Here is a 17,447-nt window from a genome sequence, read left to right as displayed (position 1 = left end):
GTCGGCGACAGGGGACTGTTTTCTGCGTTTCCGCAGGACTGCTTTTTGTTATGTAATCAGGGTTATTTACAGCTTCGCTCCCCAAACCATCCGTTCCACATCTTCCAGCGTGGCGTTGAAGAAGCGTTGTTCCTTGTTGAGCGAGCGCATCTGCTGCATCTCCGCATCAGTCAGGGCGAAGTCGAAGATTTGGATGTTCTCTTTGATGTAGTCGGGATTCGATGCACCGGGGATGACGGAGAAGCCTTCCTGGATGTGCCAGCGCAGGATGACCTGTGCCGGAGTCTTGCCGTGTGCGGTGGCAATCTTCTTTATCACGGGGTCTTTGAACAGGGCACCGTTGGACATCGCGCCTCCCAGCGGGAACCAACATTCCACTTGGATGCCTCCCTTGGCGGCCTTCTTGCGCATCTCCACACGCTGGGCGTAGGGGTGGCACTCCATCTGGAGCACGGCGGGCTTGATGGTCACCTCCTTCATAATCGTGTTCCATACTTCATCGTTGGCGTCGAAGTTGCTGATGCCGAGGGCGCGCACCTTGCCCATCTTCACCGCCTTCTCCATGTCCTTCCATGCCCCCACGAAATCGCCCACGGGCTGATGAACGTAGAGCAGGTCGATGTAGTTCAGTTGCATCCGCTTCAGCATCTCGTCGATGGCTTTCAGTGTCTTGCCCTCGCCGTATTCCGTGGGCCAGAGCTTGCTGGTAATCCATATCTCCTCGCGGGGGATGCCGCTCTCCTTGACGGCACGGCCTACACCGGCCTCGTCCTGATAGGCATGGGCGGTGTCGATGTGGCGATAACCGGCTTTCAGGGCGGTGAGGCACGACTGTTCGCACACTTCATCGCTGGGCTGGAGGAAGGTGCCGATGCCGAAGCGGGGCATCTCTACGCCGTTGTTCAACTTGACTACGGGCACGCCTGCCGTCGTCGTTTTCTCTTGCGCATAGGTTGCACATGTGCCGCCTATCAACAAAGCGGCGGCAAGCAGGATTTGTTTGAATGTCTTCATACTGAATTATATATTATTTATTGTCGATTTGCTTCCTTGATGCTCCACAGCGACACATGTTCGTTGCGGTAGCGGGCGTTGGGGTTCACTTCCTTCATCTGCTTGAAAAGGATGGCTTTCTGCGGGCAGTTGTGGATGCAGGCAAAGCAGAACTCGCAATCGCCCTCGGTCTTTACGCCTGTGGAGGTCAGTTTGTTGTTACCGCGCGGACAGACCTCGGTACAGATACCGCAGCCGATGCAGGCATTCGTCACGGTAAAGGCATCTTGGCTGTGCATCAGGAAACCGGTTCCCGGATTTACACCCGAGAACTGTATGAATCCGGCGTGCTGCCGCCGCTCTTCTTCGGTGACCGGCTCGTGCCAGCGGCGCTGTGCAGTCAGGTCGGTACGGATGCGTTGCAGGCTTTCGGGGATGTGCTTGTCTATCTTGATTTGCTCGTTCATATCGAAGTTAGGCAGCCAGTTGTCCACCATAATCATCGTGGTGATGTAGTCGAAGGGACAGCCTGCCTTCCGGGAAACGTCGTCCCATATCTCGACGGAACTGCATTTGCGGTTGCCGTAAGTAAGCACGGCAAACTTGTATCCGGCTTTCAACTGCGCTTTCTTGATAAACTCCCGCACCATATTGGGCGGCATGTGTCCGTAGACGGGATAGACGATGCCGATTTCGTCCGCCTCGAACGTATAGCGGCCTTGCTTCACCAGTTGCGGGATGCTGAGCAGTTCGGTGTGTTCGTCTGCCAGTTCGCGTGCCACATAGAGGCAGTTGCCTGTTCCGGTGAAATAGAGGATAATGCGCTTCTTGGCGTCGTTGCTGCACGCGGTAAGTGCCGGCATACCCATGCAGGCGGCTCCTGCAACGAGCAGCCCCATCCGTTTGAGGGCGGAGCGACGGGAGATGCCATTGTTGTTGTCTTTATCCATATTATCCAGATTCTAACTTTATTTGCTCTTTCCATAATCGCAAAGCCACTTCACCGTCTGCGGGTCGTAGTGCGAGAAGAACAGGCTGTGGCGCAAGTCCAACTGGCGGATGCGCTGCATGTCCTCGTCGCTCAGGCTAAAGTCGAACACATGGATGTTCTGCTCCATGCGTTCCTTGCGGACAGACTTCGGGATGACGATGACGCCGCGCTGGAGGAGGTAGCGCAGGGCGGTCTGTGCCGCGCTCTTGTTATACTTGGCGCCGATGGCAATCAGTGTTTCGTTGCCGAAGAAGTTGTTGCGCCCCTCGGCAAACGGTCCCCACGCCATGATGTGCGTGCCGTACTGCTGCATAATCTGCTGTGCCTCTATCTGCTGGTTGAACACATGTGTTTCCACCTGGTTGACCATCGGGGGAATTTCGCTGAACTCCGCCAGGTCGATGAAGCGGTCGGGATAGAAGTTCGACACGCCGATGGCGCGGAGCTTGCCTGCCTTATACGCTTCCTCCATGGCCCGCCACGTGCCGTAGTAGTCATTGAAGGGCTGGTGAATCAATAGCAGGTCGATGTAGTCGGTCTGGAGCTTGCGGAGCGACTCGTCGATGCTGGCCTTAGCCCGCTCGTAGCCGGCATTGGAAATCCATACCTTGGTGACGATGAACAGTTCACTCCGTGGCACGCCACACTTGCGGATGGCATTGCCCACGTTCTGCTCATTAAAGTAGGCCTGCGCCGTGTCAATCAGACGGTAACCTACGCTGATGGCATCTGTTACGCACCGTTCGCACTCTGAAGGAGACACCTGATAGACTCCATAACCCAACTGCGGCATTTCTACGCCGTTTCTTAATCGTACTGTTTCCATATATGTTTCTATTTTGATTGGTTTCTGCAGATGCAAAGGTACGGCGAACCGCCGTGTCCGTCCATACACGGATTACAGAACGTAGCACCCATTTTACTTGAGAGCTGAAATTGTTATCTTCTTTTTCTGTAAATAGGGAATTTTTTGTGTAGAAAAGATAGTTGTAGTTATGGGAAAAAGGGGCATTTAGTAGAAATCCGTTTGTCTAAAATGCAATTGGAGCTAAAGGGTATGTTTTAAGAAAAAAGGCGGGCATATCGTTTTGTCGATATGCCCGTCTGAGAGTTTATAAAAATAGTCCGTTTACTTTTATTTCCGATATTCGCTTAATTCTTCTTTATTGAAATTCCGGATGAAAGCATTGTGCTTTTCGACTTCAGCTTCGGCATAACGGACATATTGTTTAGCTGAAGCAGCAAACATTTCCGGTGCACGTGTGGCATCTTGGATGATGAGGTGCGACATGATGCACACGGCAGCCATTTCGTATAGGCGGCGTGCCATGAAATCATGTAATTCCTGGTTTTGTGATTCTTTTATCACGTTGGTGCAAGCCTCAAACTTATCCGTCATAGCCTTTATTTGTTCAAGTATCGGTTTCATTTCTTCCGAACAAGGAACTTGTTCATAGTCGCGCAGTGTGGCCAGATATGCCCCGTTTGTCACATAACGGATGGCAGCCACCGTTTGGAGCTGTGTGGTACCCTCATAGATGCTGGTAATACGCGCATCGCGGTAAATACGTTGGCAAGCATATTCTAACATGAAGCCGGAACCACCGTGCACTTGGATGCAATCATAAGCATTTTGGTTGGCATATTCAGAGTTCATACCCTTGGCCAATGGCGTGAAAGCATCAGCTAATTTAGCATACTTTTTTTGCTCTTGACGTTCTTCTGGAGTCAGTTTGCGTTCGCGTGCGATGTCATCCAATGCTTTGTAGATGTCTACGTAACGGGCTGTCTGGTAGAGTAGGGCGCGGCCTGCGTCTAGTTTTGCCTTGATGGTACTGAGCATGTTGTACACGGCAGGAAACTCGATGATGGCTTTGCCAAATTGTTTGCGGTCTTTCGCGTAAGCTAATGCTTCGTTGTAGGCTGCTTGGCTGAGGCCGACAGACTGGGCAGCAATGCCAAGACGAGCGCCGTTCATCAAAGCCATTACATATTTGATAAGACCTAATTTACGGTCACCGCACAATTCGGCACGCGCATTCTTATATACCAATTCACAGGTGGGAGAGCCGTGGATACCTAATTTGTTTTCAATGCGGCGCACGTTTACACCTCCGTCTCTTTTATCATAGATGAACATGGATAAGCCACGTCCGTCGCGGGTTCCTTCTTCTGAACGAGCCAACACTAGATGTAGGTCGGCGTCACCGTTGGTGATGAAGCGTTTTACGCCATTCAAGCGCCAGCAGTTATTGGTTTCATCATAAGTGGCTTTCAGCATCACGCTTTGCAGGTCACTGCCGGCATCTGGTTCAGTTAAATCCATAGACATGGTTTCTCCTGCACAAATGCGAGGAATGAAACGACTGTGTTGGTCTTCATTTCCAAATTCATAGAGGGTTTCGATACAATCTTGCAAAGACCAGATGTTGCCAAAGCCTGCGTCAGCAGCAGCTACGATTTCAGCGCACATGGTATAAGGGGTGATCGGGAAATTCAATCCTCCGAAACGACGGGGCATTGTCATGCCGTTCAGCCCAGCTTTCACCATGGCATCAAGATTCTGTTTCGTACCGCTTGCATATTCCACACGACCGTTGGCACAGTGCGGACCTTCGGCGTCCACACCTTCGGCATTGAGTGCAATAATCTCGCCTGTAATTTCACCCGTTATTTCCAGTACTTTGTCATAAGAATCTATTGCGTCTGCATAATCTTGCGGAGCATAATCATATTCTTCTTTATCTCTATAATTCCGTTCTTTAAGTTCACAGATGCGTTCCATCATCGGATTATTCAGATGATAACGCAGCTCAGGATGTTCTGTATAGAAATTAGCCATATTTATTTACTGTGGGATTTATAGTATTTAATCATTTTGGGAATAACCTCTTCCACTGTGCCATTAATGACGTAGTCGGCTATTGTATTGATAGGTGCATTTTCATCATTATTGATTGAGATGATAATGCCGCTTTCTTGCATGCCGGCAATGTGCTGGATTTGTCCACTAATGCCGCAGGCAATATAAAGTTTTGGACGTACTGTTACGCCTGTTTGGCCAATCTGGCGGTCATGGTCAGCAAATCCTGCGTCTACAGCAGCACGGCTGGCACCCACCTCAGCATGTAATTCTTTGGCCAGTTCGAACAGCATGTCAAAACCTTCTTTTGACCCCATGCCATAGCCTCCGGCTACAATAATGGGAGCACCCTTGAGGTTATGTTTCGCTTTTTCTACATGACGGTCAATGACTTTTACTACATAATCTGTTTCATGAACATATTTGGCCACATCATGGTTGATGAGTTCGCCGTGGTAGTTTTCATCTAGAATTTCTTTTTTCATCACACCTTCTCGAACAGTAGCCATTTGAGGGCGGTGTTCAGGGTTGACGATGGTCGCTACAATATTGCCTCCGAAAGCAGGGCGAATCTGGTAAAGCAGATTCTCATAAATTTTACCTTCTTTTTTATCTTCATGATTTCCGATTTCCAAGGCTGTGCAATCTGCTGTTAAACCGCTGGTCAGTGCAGAAGATACGCGAGGCCCTAAGTCACGCCCAATGACAGTAGCTCCCATCAGGCAAATTTGAGGTTTCTCTTCTTTAAATAAATTAATCAGGATAGATGAGTGGGGTAAAGAAGTGTAGGGGAATAGCCCGGGAGCATCAAATATGTGTAATTTATCTACACCATAGGGCATTACTTGTTTTTCAATGCCTACCAGATTATGGCCAGCTGCGATGGCTTCCAGTTGGCAGCCTAATTGGTTGGCCAATTTGCGGCCTTTGGTCAGCAATTCTAAACTGACGTCGGCAATGGTGGTGCCTTCTATTTCAAGATATACAAATACGTTGTTCATGTCTTTTAGTTTTTTAGCAGCAAGTTGCAAATGCTGTAAAGTTTTTATTGTTGCTTTCTCGTTTGCTACTTGTTGCTGTAGTTACTTGTTGCTGTAGCTGACAAAGATGAATTATCCGATAGTATGGTTTTCTAAAAGTTCTACAATCAGACTTTCCACATCTTGGTCGCTGCCAGTTAACGTCTTGCTTTCTTTTGCTTGGAAAGAGATGTTTTGGATTGTTTTCACTTTGGTTGGAGAGCCGCTGAGGCCACATTGTACAAGATCTGCATTGACATCGGCTGTACTCCATTCTACAATGTTCAAATAAGGGCGTTGCTCGTATAAATCAGCATAAGGGAGAGTGATGCCATCTTTGGTTAAAGCTGCTTTTTCTTGGGCACCTAAAGCACGTTTGTATTTTTGTACTAACTTGGCATTACGAGGACGGCAAGGAGCAGCGCTTCCGTTGACAGTGATTACTAAGGGCAATGGTGCCTCTACTGTTTCTACTCCACCATCAATGTGGCGCTTGATTGTGACTTTTTTCTCATTTTCATCTACATTCAGGATTTCTTCAGCATATGTTACTTGAGCCAATCCTAATTTTTCAGCTACTTGCGGACCTACTTGAGCGGTGTCACCGTCTATGGCTTGGCGTCCTCCAATGATGAGGTCATATTCACCGATTTTACGGATGGCTGTAGCTAGTGCATAACTAGTAGCCAGAGTGTCGGCACCTGCAAAAGCCCTGTCTGTCAGCAGATAGCCATCGTCTGCTCCACGATATAAACCTTCACGAATGATTTCGGCTGCACGTCCAGGTCCCATGGTTAGCATGGTTACAGTAGAACCCGGATGTGTCTCTTTCAACCGCAAAGCTTGTTCCAAAGCATTAAGGTCTTCAGGGTTGAAGATAGCGGGAAGGGCCGCACGGTTGATGGTTCCGTCGGCTTTCATGGCATCTTTCCCGACATTGCGTGTGTCGGGAACTTGTTTTGCCAATACTACGATTTTCAAACTCATGTTTTTACTTTTAATATGTTTATAGTGATTAATTTCTCGTTAGGAATAATAGGGATGTCTGTTCCATCCCTGTTATTCATGAGTCAGCGCGCAAATATACGAAAAAAAAGAGAAAAGAGGTTTTGTGAAAGGATTATTCACGTTTTAAACAGCGGACGGAGAGAGCTTTGCTGAAATTTTGACCACTTGCCTGCGTGGAGGCTATCTGCATTTCGTCGCTTTGTCCACTAAAGAATATAGTTTCTTTTGCTATGGAATTTGTCTCATAATCCCAGGTCCAGAAGCCTGCAGCTTGGTTTAGATTAACATGACCGCCACTGTGACTCCATTGGCCTAAAGGTAATATGCTAAACATGGTGAGGTTGCTGACTGGGTTTCCTATCTCTGAATTGGGGTCGCTGCTCAGTATTCTCCATTCACCTCCTTTCAGCAGGGATGCATCTTTGTTTACGTATTTGCTCAACGTTTGCCAGTCTTTTGCTGTCGGCAGTTGCCATCCTTCCGGACTTATTTCTCCTGCTTCCAATGCCTCTCCGTTGTAGAAATAGATATCGCCCGTGTTGAAATAGCCCGCTGTTCCATCTAGCTTTTCTTGCGGTTCGATATAGGTTCCATTAGCATAGCTGGTTGCTCTCAGATTCTCTCGCATCCAGTATTGTGTCCCCACTTTTACTATAGGATAGTTAATGATTTCAGTCACATCTCGCATGTCCCTTAATGTATATGCCACAACGTTGATGCTTGCTGGTGGGGTAGAGCTTTTTATTTGCAAGGTACCAGTTTCATCAAAATATATTTGACGAATGATAGGCAGACTACCTTCTTCATAAGTAAACGTATTTTCTTCGAGATTCCAATTGATGGTGCCTCCGTTGATGTTTTCGGTCGTCTCAAGTAGCTGCAATACGGTACCTTGTGTTAAATCGGGCATGCCGTTGCGTATGGGATAGGCTGTGATAGCCGTAGAGTTAAGGTCGCCGGTCAGATATTCTTTGCATATTTCAGCTACTTCTCTGCCTTTCATATATATCCGATAGATGTTTGATGGTTCGAAGCTAAGTACCGATAAGTGCAAAGCTTGATTGGTGTATTCATTCTCTACATTTTCTAAAGGAATCCCATCTTCCCAGTCTTTGATGGTGGCTACTACGCCTTCCAGTTCCAGACTTTCCGTCTCTTCCGCATTGATTTCTAATTCATATTGTTTATTGCTTTCCAACCTGTCTATGGGTGGCATGGGGCATGTATATATCCGTCCGTTCCATTCCATTTGAAAGCTTTGCGTATTATCTATATCTTGTGGGATAAAGATGAACTCTTTGCCGCTCAATTTTCCTTCTGTCTTTTTCCATTCTCCGGCGGAAATGATGTCGGCTATGTGGTCGAATTGGCTGAACTCTTCTGTCGTAAAGTCATAATTCGCTTGTGTATAGAAATTGGAGGCTATAATACGTGGATTGGCAGCCAACATTTCATCAATGTCTTCGTTTTCTCCTGGCAGTAAACTTATTTTCAACTTAGTCAGTCGGTGGTGGAATTCCAACGATACGCTGCTGTTCGAATTGCTTACTTTTTCAGTTACTGCGGTCATAAAATCGCTGGAAGAGCGATTAGAAGAGTTGCTTTGATCGGAGTGGATAGAAATGGGGATAGTAGAACTATTAGGGGATATAGCGTTTGGCTGATATGGATGATATGCTATGAAATCAAGGGTAGCGTCTCCTTCCGGGTAAAAGACGGGCTTTTCCGGGATCAGGTTATTTCCCGTAGTGCACTTTAGCAAAAGATTGTCAATATAACGTTCGTCGTTTATCTGGTTTCCTGTTAATATGCCATATACTCCTACCTCATCTCCTGCTTCAAATGCGTTCTCACTGACTTTGGTAGCTGTCTCTTTTATTTTGATGGAGAAATTGATTGGAATATTGCCTTCTTTGATATCGGTTTCCGACTCAATCTGGTTAACACACGCGGTAAACAACACTAAAATGCTTGTGGACGTCCATATGGATGCCCGTTTGATAAAATGATGTTTCATGATATCAGATATTAATAAGGTTGGATACATACGCAAAAGGCCTGATGATTGCATCGCCTCAAAAGGCCTTTCGCGTATACTTTTTATTTTATTTAATTCCCAATTTTTTCTTGATGTCTTTGGGGAGCGCATCTTTATGAACTAAGATATTCATAGTCTTGTATGCAACAAATGCTTTCGACGCATACCAGATGCCGTTGTATTTGCCGCTTAAGCCCCAAGAGTTTTTTACCATATAATATTCCTTGCCATTCTGGTCTTTGGCAATGCCGTAGATTACCATGCCGTGGTCGTCAGTCGTCTCCCAGTTGTCAAAAGCTTCTTGACGCATTTCTTGAGTGATTTCCATTTCCGGCATGGGTTTGCAGGTCAGTTCACGGCGTTTGTCTGCTGCGGTCAGGCCAGTCCAGCGTGCCATGTCACTTCCGGTCAGTTCTGCACCTTTGGTTGCGTCTGGCATGACAGCTATGCCGTCTCTGGTGAAGCCTTGTTCGCTGACGTCACTTCCCCAGGCAAAGGTATAGCCGGTCTTGATGGCATTGTCAATCACGGCCATCAGTTCATCGATGGGCAGGTTATATGACAAGCCGTTGCGCCAGTTGTCTTGTATTTCGATAGCAAACTGTGTATAAAAGGGGTGATGCGTGTACGAAGTGAGTGACACGTAATCATCCGGGTTGATGCCCAGAGATTCGGCGAAGCTTTTCGGCGTATATTCTTTACCTTGATAGGTGAAGGTGTCGGGGCATTTACCCAGATAAGTGTCATAGATAGCGCTGATTCCATTTTTCCATACCGGAGTCAGTTTGCTGAAGCGTCCTTTGCCTATGGCTTTCACGTAGGCTTCTGCGACAGCGTCCAGTTCGGTGTGTACGGGAAGTGAATCACCGTACATGATGCCCGGCATGGCTTCTTGGGGCACTAATCCGTAGTGTTTCATGCAATACATGATGTCGTAGAAGCTACCGCCCGGCGAGAAGGAGGCATCGCCATGGTAGCGTACATAATTGACAGCGCGGTCTACCATGGTGTGGTGGACGACGAACATTTCAGAGAGGTCATAAGTCCCTTTGTTCAAGCGGAGCAGTTCGGCCTCCAGAAAGCCCAGGCTGGAGAAACTCCAGCATGTGCTGGAACGGTTTTGATCCTTGATGCTGGTGATGGGGTTTTCTTTCACAGTGGTGAAGACGAAGCCCTCTTCTTTGGGGGTGTCTTGTGCAACCGCAGAGAGGGACATCAGTCCCAGTGCGGCGATAAGTACGGATTTTCTCATCATTGGGTAAGTTTATTGTGTTTAATTAATGTATTTTCGGGCAAAGGTAATATAAAAATGTGGGAGCAGAACGCATTTTTGTTCTCATTTCTTATTTTAGTCCGTTTTTTTTCAGCAGGTCGTCTATTTCTGCCGCAGAGATGCTGGCGCGTTCGGCCTTGTCATAGATGTAGAGCAAATCTATTTCCGTCTCTTCCACAGAAAGAATCACGGTGAGAGAGATGACTCTGGCTCCGCCGCTTTTGCCCTGTCCTTTCGAAGCGATACGCATGCGGATTTTGCGCAATCCGCCTCCGAGGTCGGTGCCGAGGGTGGGATTGGCATGAAGTTCTTCAAGCAATCGGGCGTAATCATCCGTGAAGGAGGCATAATGCTTTTTCAGTCGTTTGGCTTCACGCATGAACGTTGGCAAGGGTTTGATTTTACTTTTCATTTCTCAATTCTTCTAAGAAATCTTCAGCAGAGATGACGTCTAGCTTGCCTTCTCTCATCAATTTCACTTCCTTCAGTCCGGCATCTATCCCGGCCAGGATTTCTTTCTTGCTGATATACTCCGTTTCTTCCTGCTTGCGGATGTTCTCTTGCAGTTTACAGGACAACCACTTTTGGTTGTTGAGCGATAGGGATTGGATGGTTTGCCACAGGCTGTCTAAAGAAATAGTTGCTTTCATCGTTCTATTCAGTTTGATTCCATGTACAAAGATACGCATTGTCTCGGAATAACTCCGTCAAGCCTGCCGGAAAAAGTTTCTGAACTCTGCTATATTGGCGCAATTGCCTATTTTGGCTGGTAATTTGGTTACAAAACCTGTCAATTTTGTTACATGTAACCAGATTACAAGCCTTTGTAACAAATGTGACAGCCCGATTACCGCAAACTTCTTACTTTTGCTCACGAAATCGTTCCTGGAGTGGGACGATGAAGTTACCGAGAATGAATCAATCTTTATTATTAACTTTAAAATGCTTATATGATGGGAAACATCAAATTAAGGATTTGCACCTTTGTGGTGCTGTTGTTTGCGGGGCTATCGGTTTTTGCCCAGCAGATGCAAGTGAAAGGAACGGTCGTCGACAAGGCGACAGGTGAAACAGTTATTGGGGCTTCCGTATTGGAAGAGGGCACCCGGAATGGGACAGTTACGGACATCGACGGGAATTTTGTTCTCTCTGTGCCGACCGGTGCTTCCATTTCTATTACTTACATAGGGTATAAGGCCGTGTCGGTGAAGGCTGCGCCTTCTCTGCGTATTGAAATGGAGGGTGACAACGAGATGCTGGAAGAAGTTGTAGTGACGGGTTATACCACTCAGCGTAAAGCAGATTTGACGGGAGCCATTTCTGTAGTTAATATAGATGAAATAGCCAAGCAGAATGAGAACAACCCGATTAAAGCGTTGCAAGGGCGAGTTCCGGGTATGAATATTACTGCTGATGGTAATCCGAGCGGTTCTACGACAGTCCGTATTCGTGGTATTGGTACTTTGAACAATAATGACCCGCTTTATATCATTGATGGTGTTCCGACTAAAAGTGGTATGCATGAGTTGAATGGCAATGATATAGAGTCTATTCAAGTGTTGAAAGACGCTGCTTCTGCTTCTATCTACGGTTCTCGTGCAGCAAATGGTGTTATCATTATTACTACCAAGAAAGGTAAGGAAGGACAATTAAAGATTAATTTTGATGCTTCTGTCTCTGCATCTATGTATACGAATAAGATGGAGGTGCTGAACGCTGAAGAATACGGGCGTGTGATGTGGCAAGCGTATGTCAATGGAGGTTATGATCCGAATACCAATCCGTTGGGCTATAAATATGATTGGGGATATGACACTAACGGTTATCCTCAATTGAACGGCATCAGCATGTCCCGTTTCCTCGATTCGGATAATACGACTCCTTCTGCCGATACAGATTGGTTCGATGAGACTACTCGTACAGGTGTTATCCAGCAGTATAATTTGTCTGTGAGCAATGGTTCGGAGAAAGGTTCCTCTTTCTTTTCTTTGGGTTATTACAAAAACTTGGGTATTATTAAGCAGACTGATTTTGAACGTTTCTCTGCTCGTATGAATACTGAGTATCATCTAATAGATAAGATTCTGACTATTGGTGAGCATTTCACGTTAAACCGCACGTCTGAGGTGCAGTCGCCTGGTGGATTCTTGCAGAATGTATTGCAATTTAATCCTTCCTTACCTGTTTATACCATTGACGGGGAATATGCAGGTCCCGTAGGAGGTTATCCCGACCGTGAGAATCCGGTAGCCCGTTTGGACAGAAATTCAGATAACCGTTATACTTACTGGCGTATGTTCGGTGATGCTTATTTAAACTTGAATCCTTTCAAGGGATTTAATGTCCGCACTACCTTTGGCTTGGATTATGCGCAGAAGCAGCAACGTATTTTCACTTATCCTATTACAGAAGGCAACGTCGCCAATAGCACGAATGCAGTAGAGGCTAAGCAAGAACATTGGACGAAATGGATGTGGAACTTAGTGGGTACATATAATCTTGAAATAGGTAAACATCGGGGTGACGCGATGGTAGGTATAGAGTTGAACCGTGAGGATGACAATAACTTTTCCGGTTACCGAGAAGATTTTGCCATTCTGAATCCTGATTATATGTGGCCAGATGCGGGCGTCGGCACCGCGCAAGCTTACGGCTCGGGCGAAGGCTATTCGTTGGTCTCTTTCTTTGGTAAGTTGAACTATACGTATGATGAGAAGTATTTGTTTTCTTTCACCTTGCGCCGTGATGGCTCTTCGCGCTTCGGTAAAAATAATCGTTATGCTACTTTTCCTTCGGTATCTGCTGGCTGGAGAATCAGTAATGAAAGTTTCATGAAAGATATTGCATGGCTGGACGATTTGAAGATTCGTGCCTCTTGGGGGCAGACCGGTAACCAGGAAATTTCTAACATTGCACGCTATACCATTTACGTACCCAACTACGGTACATCTTCGTTCGGCGGACAGACTTATGGCACGTCTTACGACATTGCCGGTACGAATGGCGGTAGTATCTTGCAGTCTGGATTCAAGCGCGACCAGATAGGAAACGACGATATCAAGTGGGAAACGACCACACAGACGAACGTGGGCTTCGACTTCTCGTTGTTCCATCAAACGTTGTACGGCTCTTTTGACTGGTATTACAAGAAGACGACCGATATCCTCGTGCAGATGGCCGGCATTGCAGCGATGGGTGAGGGTAGTACCCAGTGGATTAATGCCGGAGAAATGGAGAATAGAGGCTTCGAGGTGAATCTTGGCTATCGGAACACAACCGCTTTTGGTTTGAAGTACGATTTGAATGCCAACATCTCTACTTATCGCAATAAGATTACCGCACTGCCTGCTACCGTTGCTGCCAATGGCACATTCGGCGGTAACGGAGTTGAGAGCGTGGTGGGGCACCCGAACGGAGCGCAAGTGGGATACGTGGCCGACGGCATCTTCAAGTCGCAAGATGAGATTGATAACCATGCCACGCAAGAGGGTGCCGGTCTGGGACGTATACGTTGGCGCGACTTGAACGGCGACGGCATTATCAGCGAAGCCGACCAGACGTGGATTTATGATCCGACTCCTGCCTTCAGCTATGGCTTGAACATCTACCTGGAGTACAAGAACTTTGACCTTACCATGTTCTGGCAGGGTGTACAGGGTGTGGACATCATCAGTGATTTGAAGAAGGAAACCGACCTGTGGAGCGGTTTAAACATCGGCTACCTGAACAAAGGGAAACGTTTGCTGGATGCGTGGTCGCCGACCAATCCGGGCTCGGATATCCCGGCAGTGTCTCGCGACGATGTTAATAACGAGAAGCGCGTGTCCACGTATTTCGTAGAGAACGGTTCGTTTCTGAAGCTGCGCAACCTGCAAGTGGGTTACAACGTGCCGCAAGCGTTTGCGCGGAAGTTGAAGATGGACCGTCTCCGCTTGTATGTAAGCGCCCAGAATTTGTGGACCATCAAGAGCAAGGACTTTACCGGAGTCGATCCGGAGAATCCGAACTACGGTTATCCCATTCCCTTGAACATTACTTTCGGTATCAATGTAGGTTTCTAATATTTCCAGATAAAAAAAGACATCACTTATGAAAAAAATATTCTATACAGCAGCATTGGGATTGGCTATCATGTGTGGCAGTTGCTCTGATTTCCTGGACGAGCAAGTTCCGCAGGGCACCATAGATAACGAACAGTTGCAGAATCCTGAATACGTGGACAACCTGGTCATTTCGGCCTACGCTATCTGGATATCGGCAGAAGATATCAACTCCTCTTTCAGCATGTGGAACTATGACGTGCGTTCGGATGACGCATACAAGGGAGGAAACGGCACGGAGGACGGTGACGTCTTCCACGCGCTGGAGATATCGCAGGGTATCATGACTACGGCATGGAACATCAGCGATATGTGGCAACGCTTGTACAACTGTATTTCGAGAGCCAATACCGCTCTCCAGTTGTTGAACCAGCTTGACGAGGATATTTATCCGCTCAAGCGACAGCGCATTGCCGAGATGCGTTTCCTGCGCGGCCACGGCCATTTCCTGCTGAAACAGCTCTACAAGAAGATTGTGTTTGCCAACGACGAGAACCTTTCGCCGGAAGAATATAACAATCTGTCCAACACGACTTATACCAACGACGAAGGCTGGCAGCAGATAGCCAACGACTTCGAGTTCGCCTACAATAACCTGCCCGACACGCAGGCCGACAAAGGCCGTCCGACCCGGGGGGCAGCCGCCGCTTACCTGGCCAAGACATACTTGTATAAGGCATACCGGCAGGACAATCCGGAGACTAACGAAGTGACGTCTATCAATACGGAGGACTTGCAGCGTGTGGTAGAGTACACAGAACCCGCCATCATGAGCGCGGGCGGTTATGCGCTGGAAGCGGACTTTCATAACAACTTCCGCCCCGAACCTCAGTATGAGAACGGATGCGAGTCTGTGTGGGCCATGCAGTACTCGATGAATGACGGGACGACCGATGGTAACTGTAATTGGGCTTACGGACTGATTGTCCCCAACATTCCCGGTGTGACCGACGGAGGGTGTGATTTCTACAAGCCCAGCCAGAACTTGGTGAACGCTTTCCGCACGGATGCCGACGGCCACCCGTATTTCGATACGTTCAACGACTCCGATTACGATATGACGACGGAGACGGCGGACCCACGCCTTTTCCTGACTGTGGGCATGCCCGGTCTGCCGTATGAGTTCAATGCTAACTATATCATGGACCGTTCATCGACATGGAGTCGTAGCAACGGGCTATATGGATACTACGTGACGTTGAAGCAGAACGTTGACCCGGACGGTGACTACATAGTGAGAGGGAACGGATACTGGGGCAGTCCCATGAACCACATCGTGCTGCGTTATGCCGACGTGCTCCTGATGAGGGCCGAGGCACTGATACAGCTAAACGACGGGCGCATACAGGAGGCGATAGACCTGATTAACGAAGTGCGCAACCGCGCCCGTCAGAGCACCACGATGATTTCGAACTATCCGGCGGATTACAACGTCACTTTCAACGTGCGTCCCTATTCAGGCTCGTACACGCAGGCTGAGGCACTGACGCTGTTGAAGTTCGAGCGCCGCCTGGAGCTGGCCATGGAATGTGACCGCTTCTTCGACCTGGTGCGCTGGGGCGAAGCTGCCGAGGTACTGACGCGTTACTATGCGCAAGAGGCAGACAACTGCACCATCTATACGAACGCTGCGTTTACCGTCAACAAGAACGAGTACCTGCCCATCCCCTTCGCGCAAATCAGTGCGAGCAACGGGCTGTACACGCAGAATTGCGGTAACTGGTAATATGTTTTAACCCTTAATCACGATGAAAGATATGAAAGCGATAAACTTTTTCAAACAACTCTGCATAGCGACGGCCTTGCTGACGGCCGTTGCCGGATGTAACGACGACAATACGTCCAACCTGCGCCTGGATGGCGACACGTGGTTGGAGAGCCTCACGCTGGATGAGTACGAAGGTGTGATTGACAACGACGCCATGACGGTCGTAGTGGGCGTGCCCGAGACGTACGATGTGAGTGCCATGACGGTAAGCGCCATTACCGCTTCTGCCGGAGCGGAGACCTCGGTGCGGGTGGGAGATGTGCTGAACTTTACCTATCCACAATCGGTCACCGTACGCAACGGCGACGCTTACCTGGACTATACGGTCAGTGTGCAGCATGACGCGGCCAGCATTACCTCCTTTGTATTGAACGGGAGCTATATAGGGGTAATCAACCAGACAAACCGGACTATCCTGGTACGCGTGCCGACCACGGAAGATGTGACGAACATGGTGCCTGCCATCGGCTTGTCCGAGGGTGCGACGGTGACTCCGGCATCGGGTGAGGCGCAGGACTTCACGGAACCGGTGGAATATACCGTCACTTACCGAACGGCCTCGGCGACCTATACTGTGACGGTCGAGCAGTCTGACGCGCCGAGCGCTGTCTACGTAGGCTTAGCCACAAGTATCTCTGAACTGAACCTGGAGGAACAGGAAGCCGCCAACTGGATGTTGCAGAACGTTGCGAACTCACAGTACGTCTCCTTTGACGATGTGCGCACGGGCCGCGTAGACCTGAGCGAATGTCGGGTAATGTGGTGGCACTTGCACATCGACGGCGGCATCGACAACCGTGACCGTTTCACATCGTCTGCCCCGGCTGCCATACAGGCCGTGACCGCCATGAGAGACTTCTATGAGGCCGGAGGCAGCTTGCTGCTATCGCGCTACGCCACTTACTACGCGGTGGACATGGGAGCAACCGCCGACGGCAACAATCCCAATAATTGCTGGGGGCAGGTAGAAGAAAACGGTGAGATTACCAAGGGACCGTGGAGCTTCTACGTGGACGACAACGCCTCGCACCCCGTATTCCAAGGCGTGGTGAGCAGCATCGACGGGCGTAACGGTGTCTATACCTGCGACGCCGGCTACCGCATCACCAACAGCACAGCCCAGTGGCACATCGGCGCTGACTGGGGCGGCTATGCCACGCTGGACGACTGGCGCAACCTGCACGGCGGCCTCGACCTGGGCTATGGAGGCGACGGCGCGGTGGTGGTTTGGGAATATCCGGAGAACGCTGCCGGCGGACGCATCGTCTGCATCGGTTCGGGCGCTTACGACTGGTATTCCTACGGGGTGGATGCCTCGGCCGACCAGTACCACGCCAATGTGGCGACGATGACACAAAATGCCCTTAACTATTTATCTGAAGAATAACTCTAAA

13 protein-coding genes are annotated in these 17,447 nt (G+C 48.6%); 3 read left to right on the top strand and 10 right to left on the bottom strand.

Annotated elements, in window-relative coordinates:
- Positions 1-66: 66 nt before the first annotated feature.
- From M3090_RS05255 to M3090_RS05210, 10 genes are all read right to left on the bottom strand, one after another.
- Complete coding sequence (locus M3090_RS05255; protein WP_249054369.1) at positions 67-1,014, bottom strand: aldo/keto reductase; 948 nt, start codon at positions 1,012-1,014, stop codon at positions 67-69.
- A 17-nt stretch (positions 1,015-1,031) separates the two neighbouring features.
- The gene (locus tag M3090_RS05250; protein ID WP_249054368.1) at positions 1,032-1,943 is read right to left on the bottom strand and encodes an EFR1 family ferrodoxin; all 912 of its coding nucleotides are present in this window, start codon (positions 1,941-1,943) and stop codon (positions 1,032-1,034) included.
- 18 nt (positions 1,944-1,961) lie between these two features.
- Positions 1,962-2,810: an aldo/keto reductase gene (locus tag M3090_RS05245; protein WP_249054367.1), complete on the bottom strand. Its 849-nt coding sequence runs from the start codon at positions 2,808-2,810 to the stop codon at positions 1,962-1,964.
- A gap of 309 nt (positions 2,811-3,119) precedes the next feature.
- Positions 3,120-4,826: an acyl-CoA dehydrogenase family protein gene (locus M3090_RS05240; protein ID WP_249054365.1), complete on the bottom strand. Its 1,707-nt coding sequence runs from the start codon at positions 4,824-4,826 to the stop codon at positions 3,120-3,122.
- A gap of 2 nt (positions 4,827-4,828) precedes the next feature.
- Positions 4,829-5,848 (bottom strand): electron transfer flavoprotein subunit alpha/FixB family protein, encoded by a 1,020-nt coding sequence (locus tag M3090_RS05235; RefSeq protein WP_249054364.1) that lies wholly within the window; start codon positions 5,846-5,848, stop codon positions 4,829-4,831.
- A gap of 111 nt (positions 5,849-5,959) precedes the next feature.
- Entirely contained in the window at positions 5,960-6,853 is an 894-nt protein-coding gene (locus M3090_RS05230) for an electron transfer flavoprotein subunit beta/FixA family protein (protein WP_249054363.1), read from the bottom strand.
- A gap of 133 nt (positions 6,854-6,986) precedes the next feature.
- On the bottom strand, positions 6,987-8,891 hold the full coding sequence (locus M3090_RS05225; protein ID WP_249054362.1) for a fimbrillin family protein: 1,905 nt from the start codon (positions 8,889-8,891) through the stop codon (positions 6,987-6,989).
- A gap of 88 nt (positions 8,892-8,979) precedes the next feature.
- Positions 8,980-10,164, bottom strand: a complete 1,185-nt coding sequence (locus tag M3090_RS05220) for an aminopeptidase C (protein ID WP_249054457.1) — start codon at positions 10,162-10,164, stop codon at positions 8,980-8,982.
- Positions 10,165-10,255: 91 nt separating this feature from the next.
- Positions 10,256-10,597, bottom strand: a complete 342-nt coding sequence (locus M3090_RS05215) for a type II toxin-antitoxin system RelE/ParE family toxin (protein WP_249054361.1) — start codon at positions 10,595-10,597, stop codon at positions 10,256-10,258.
- Complete coding sequence (locus tag M3090_RS05210; RefSeq protein ID WP_249054360.1) at positions 10,587-10,835, bottom strand: surface protein; 249 nt, start codon at positions 10,833-10,835, stop codon at positions 10,587-10,589. The genes M3090_RS05215 and M3090_RS05210 overlap by 11 nt, the downstream gene beginning before the upstream one ends.
- 303 nt (positions 10,836-11,138) lie before the next feature.
- Between M3090_RS05210 and M3090_RS05205 the strand changes: the two genes are divergently transcribed.
- The 3 genes from M3090_RS05205 to M3090_RS05195 are packed head-to-tail and all read left to right on the top strand — an operon-like array spanning position 11,139 to position 17,440.
- On the top strand, positions 11,139-14,246 hold the full coding sequence (locus tag M3090_RS05205; protein WP_249054456.1) for a SusC/RagA family TonB-linked outer membrane protein: 3,108 nt from the start codon (positions 11,139-11,141) through the stop codon (positions 14,244-14,246).
- A gap of 28 nt (positions 14,247-14,274) precedes the next feature.
- Positions 14,275-16,011 (top strand): RagB/SusD family nutrient uptake outer membrane protein, encoded by a 1,737-nt coding sequence (locus M3090_RS05200; RefSeq protein ID WP_249054358.1) that lies wholly within the window; start codon positions 14,275-14,277, stop codon positions 16,009-16,011.
- A gap of 31 nt (positions 16,012-16,042) precedes the next feature.
- Complete coding sequence (locus M3090_RS05195) at positions 16,043-17,440, top strand: DUF4960 domain-containing protein (protein ID WP_249054356.1); 1,398 nt, start codon at positions 16,043-16,045, stop codon at positions 17,438-17,440.
- Positions 17,441-17,447: the final 7 nt, after the last annotated feature.

Source organism: Bacteroides sp. ET71, from assembly GCF_023336905.1.
In the GTDB taxonomy this organism is placed as follows: Bacteria; Bacteroidota; Bacteroidia; order Bacteroidales; family Bacteroidaceae; genus Bacteroides.
Note: the sequence above shows the minus strand (reverse complement) of the source record. Positions and strands in the feature narration are given on the sequence as shown.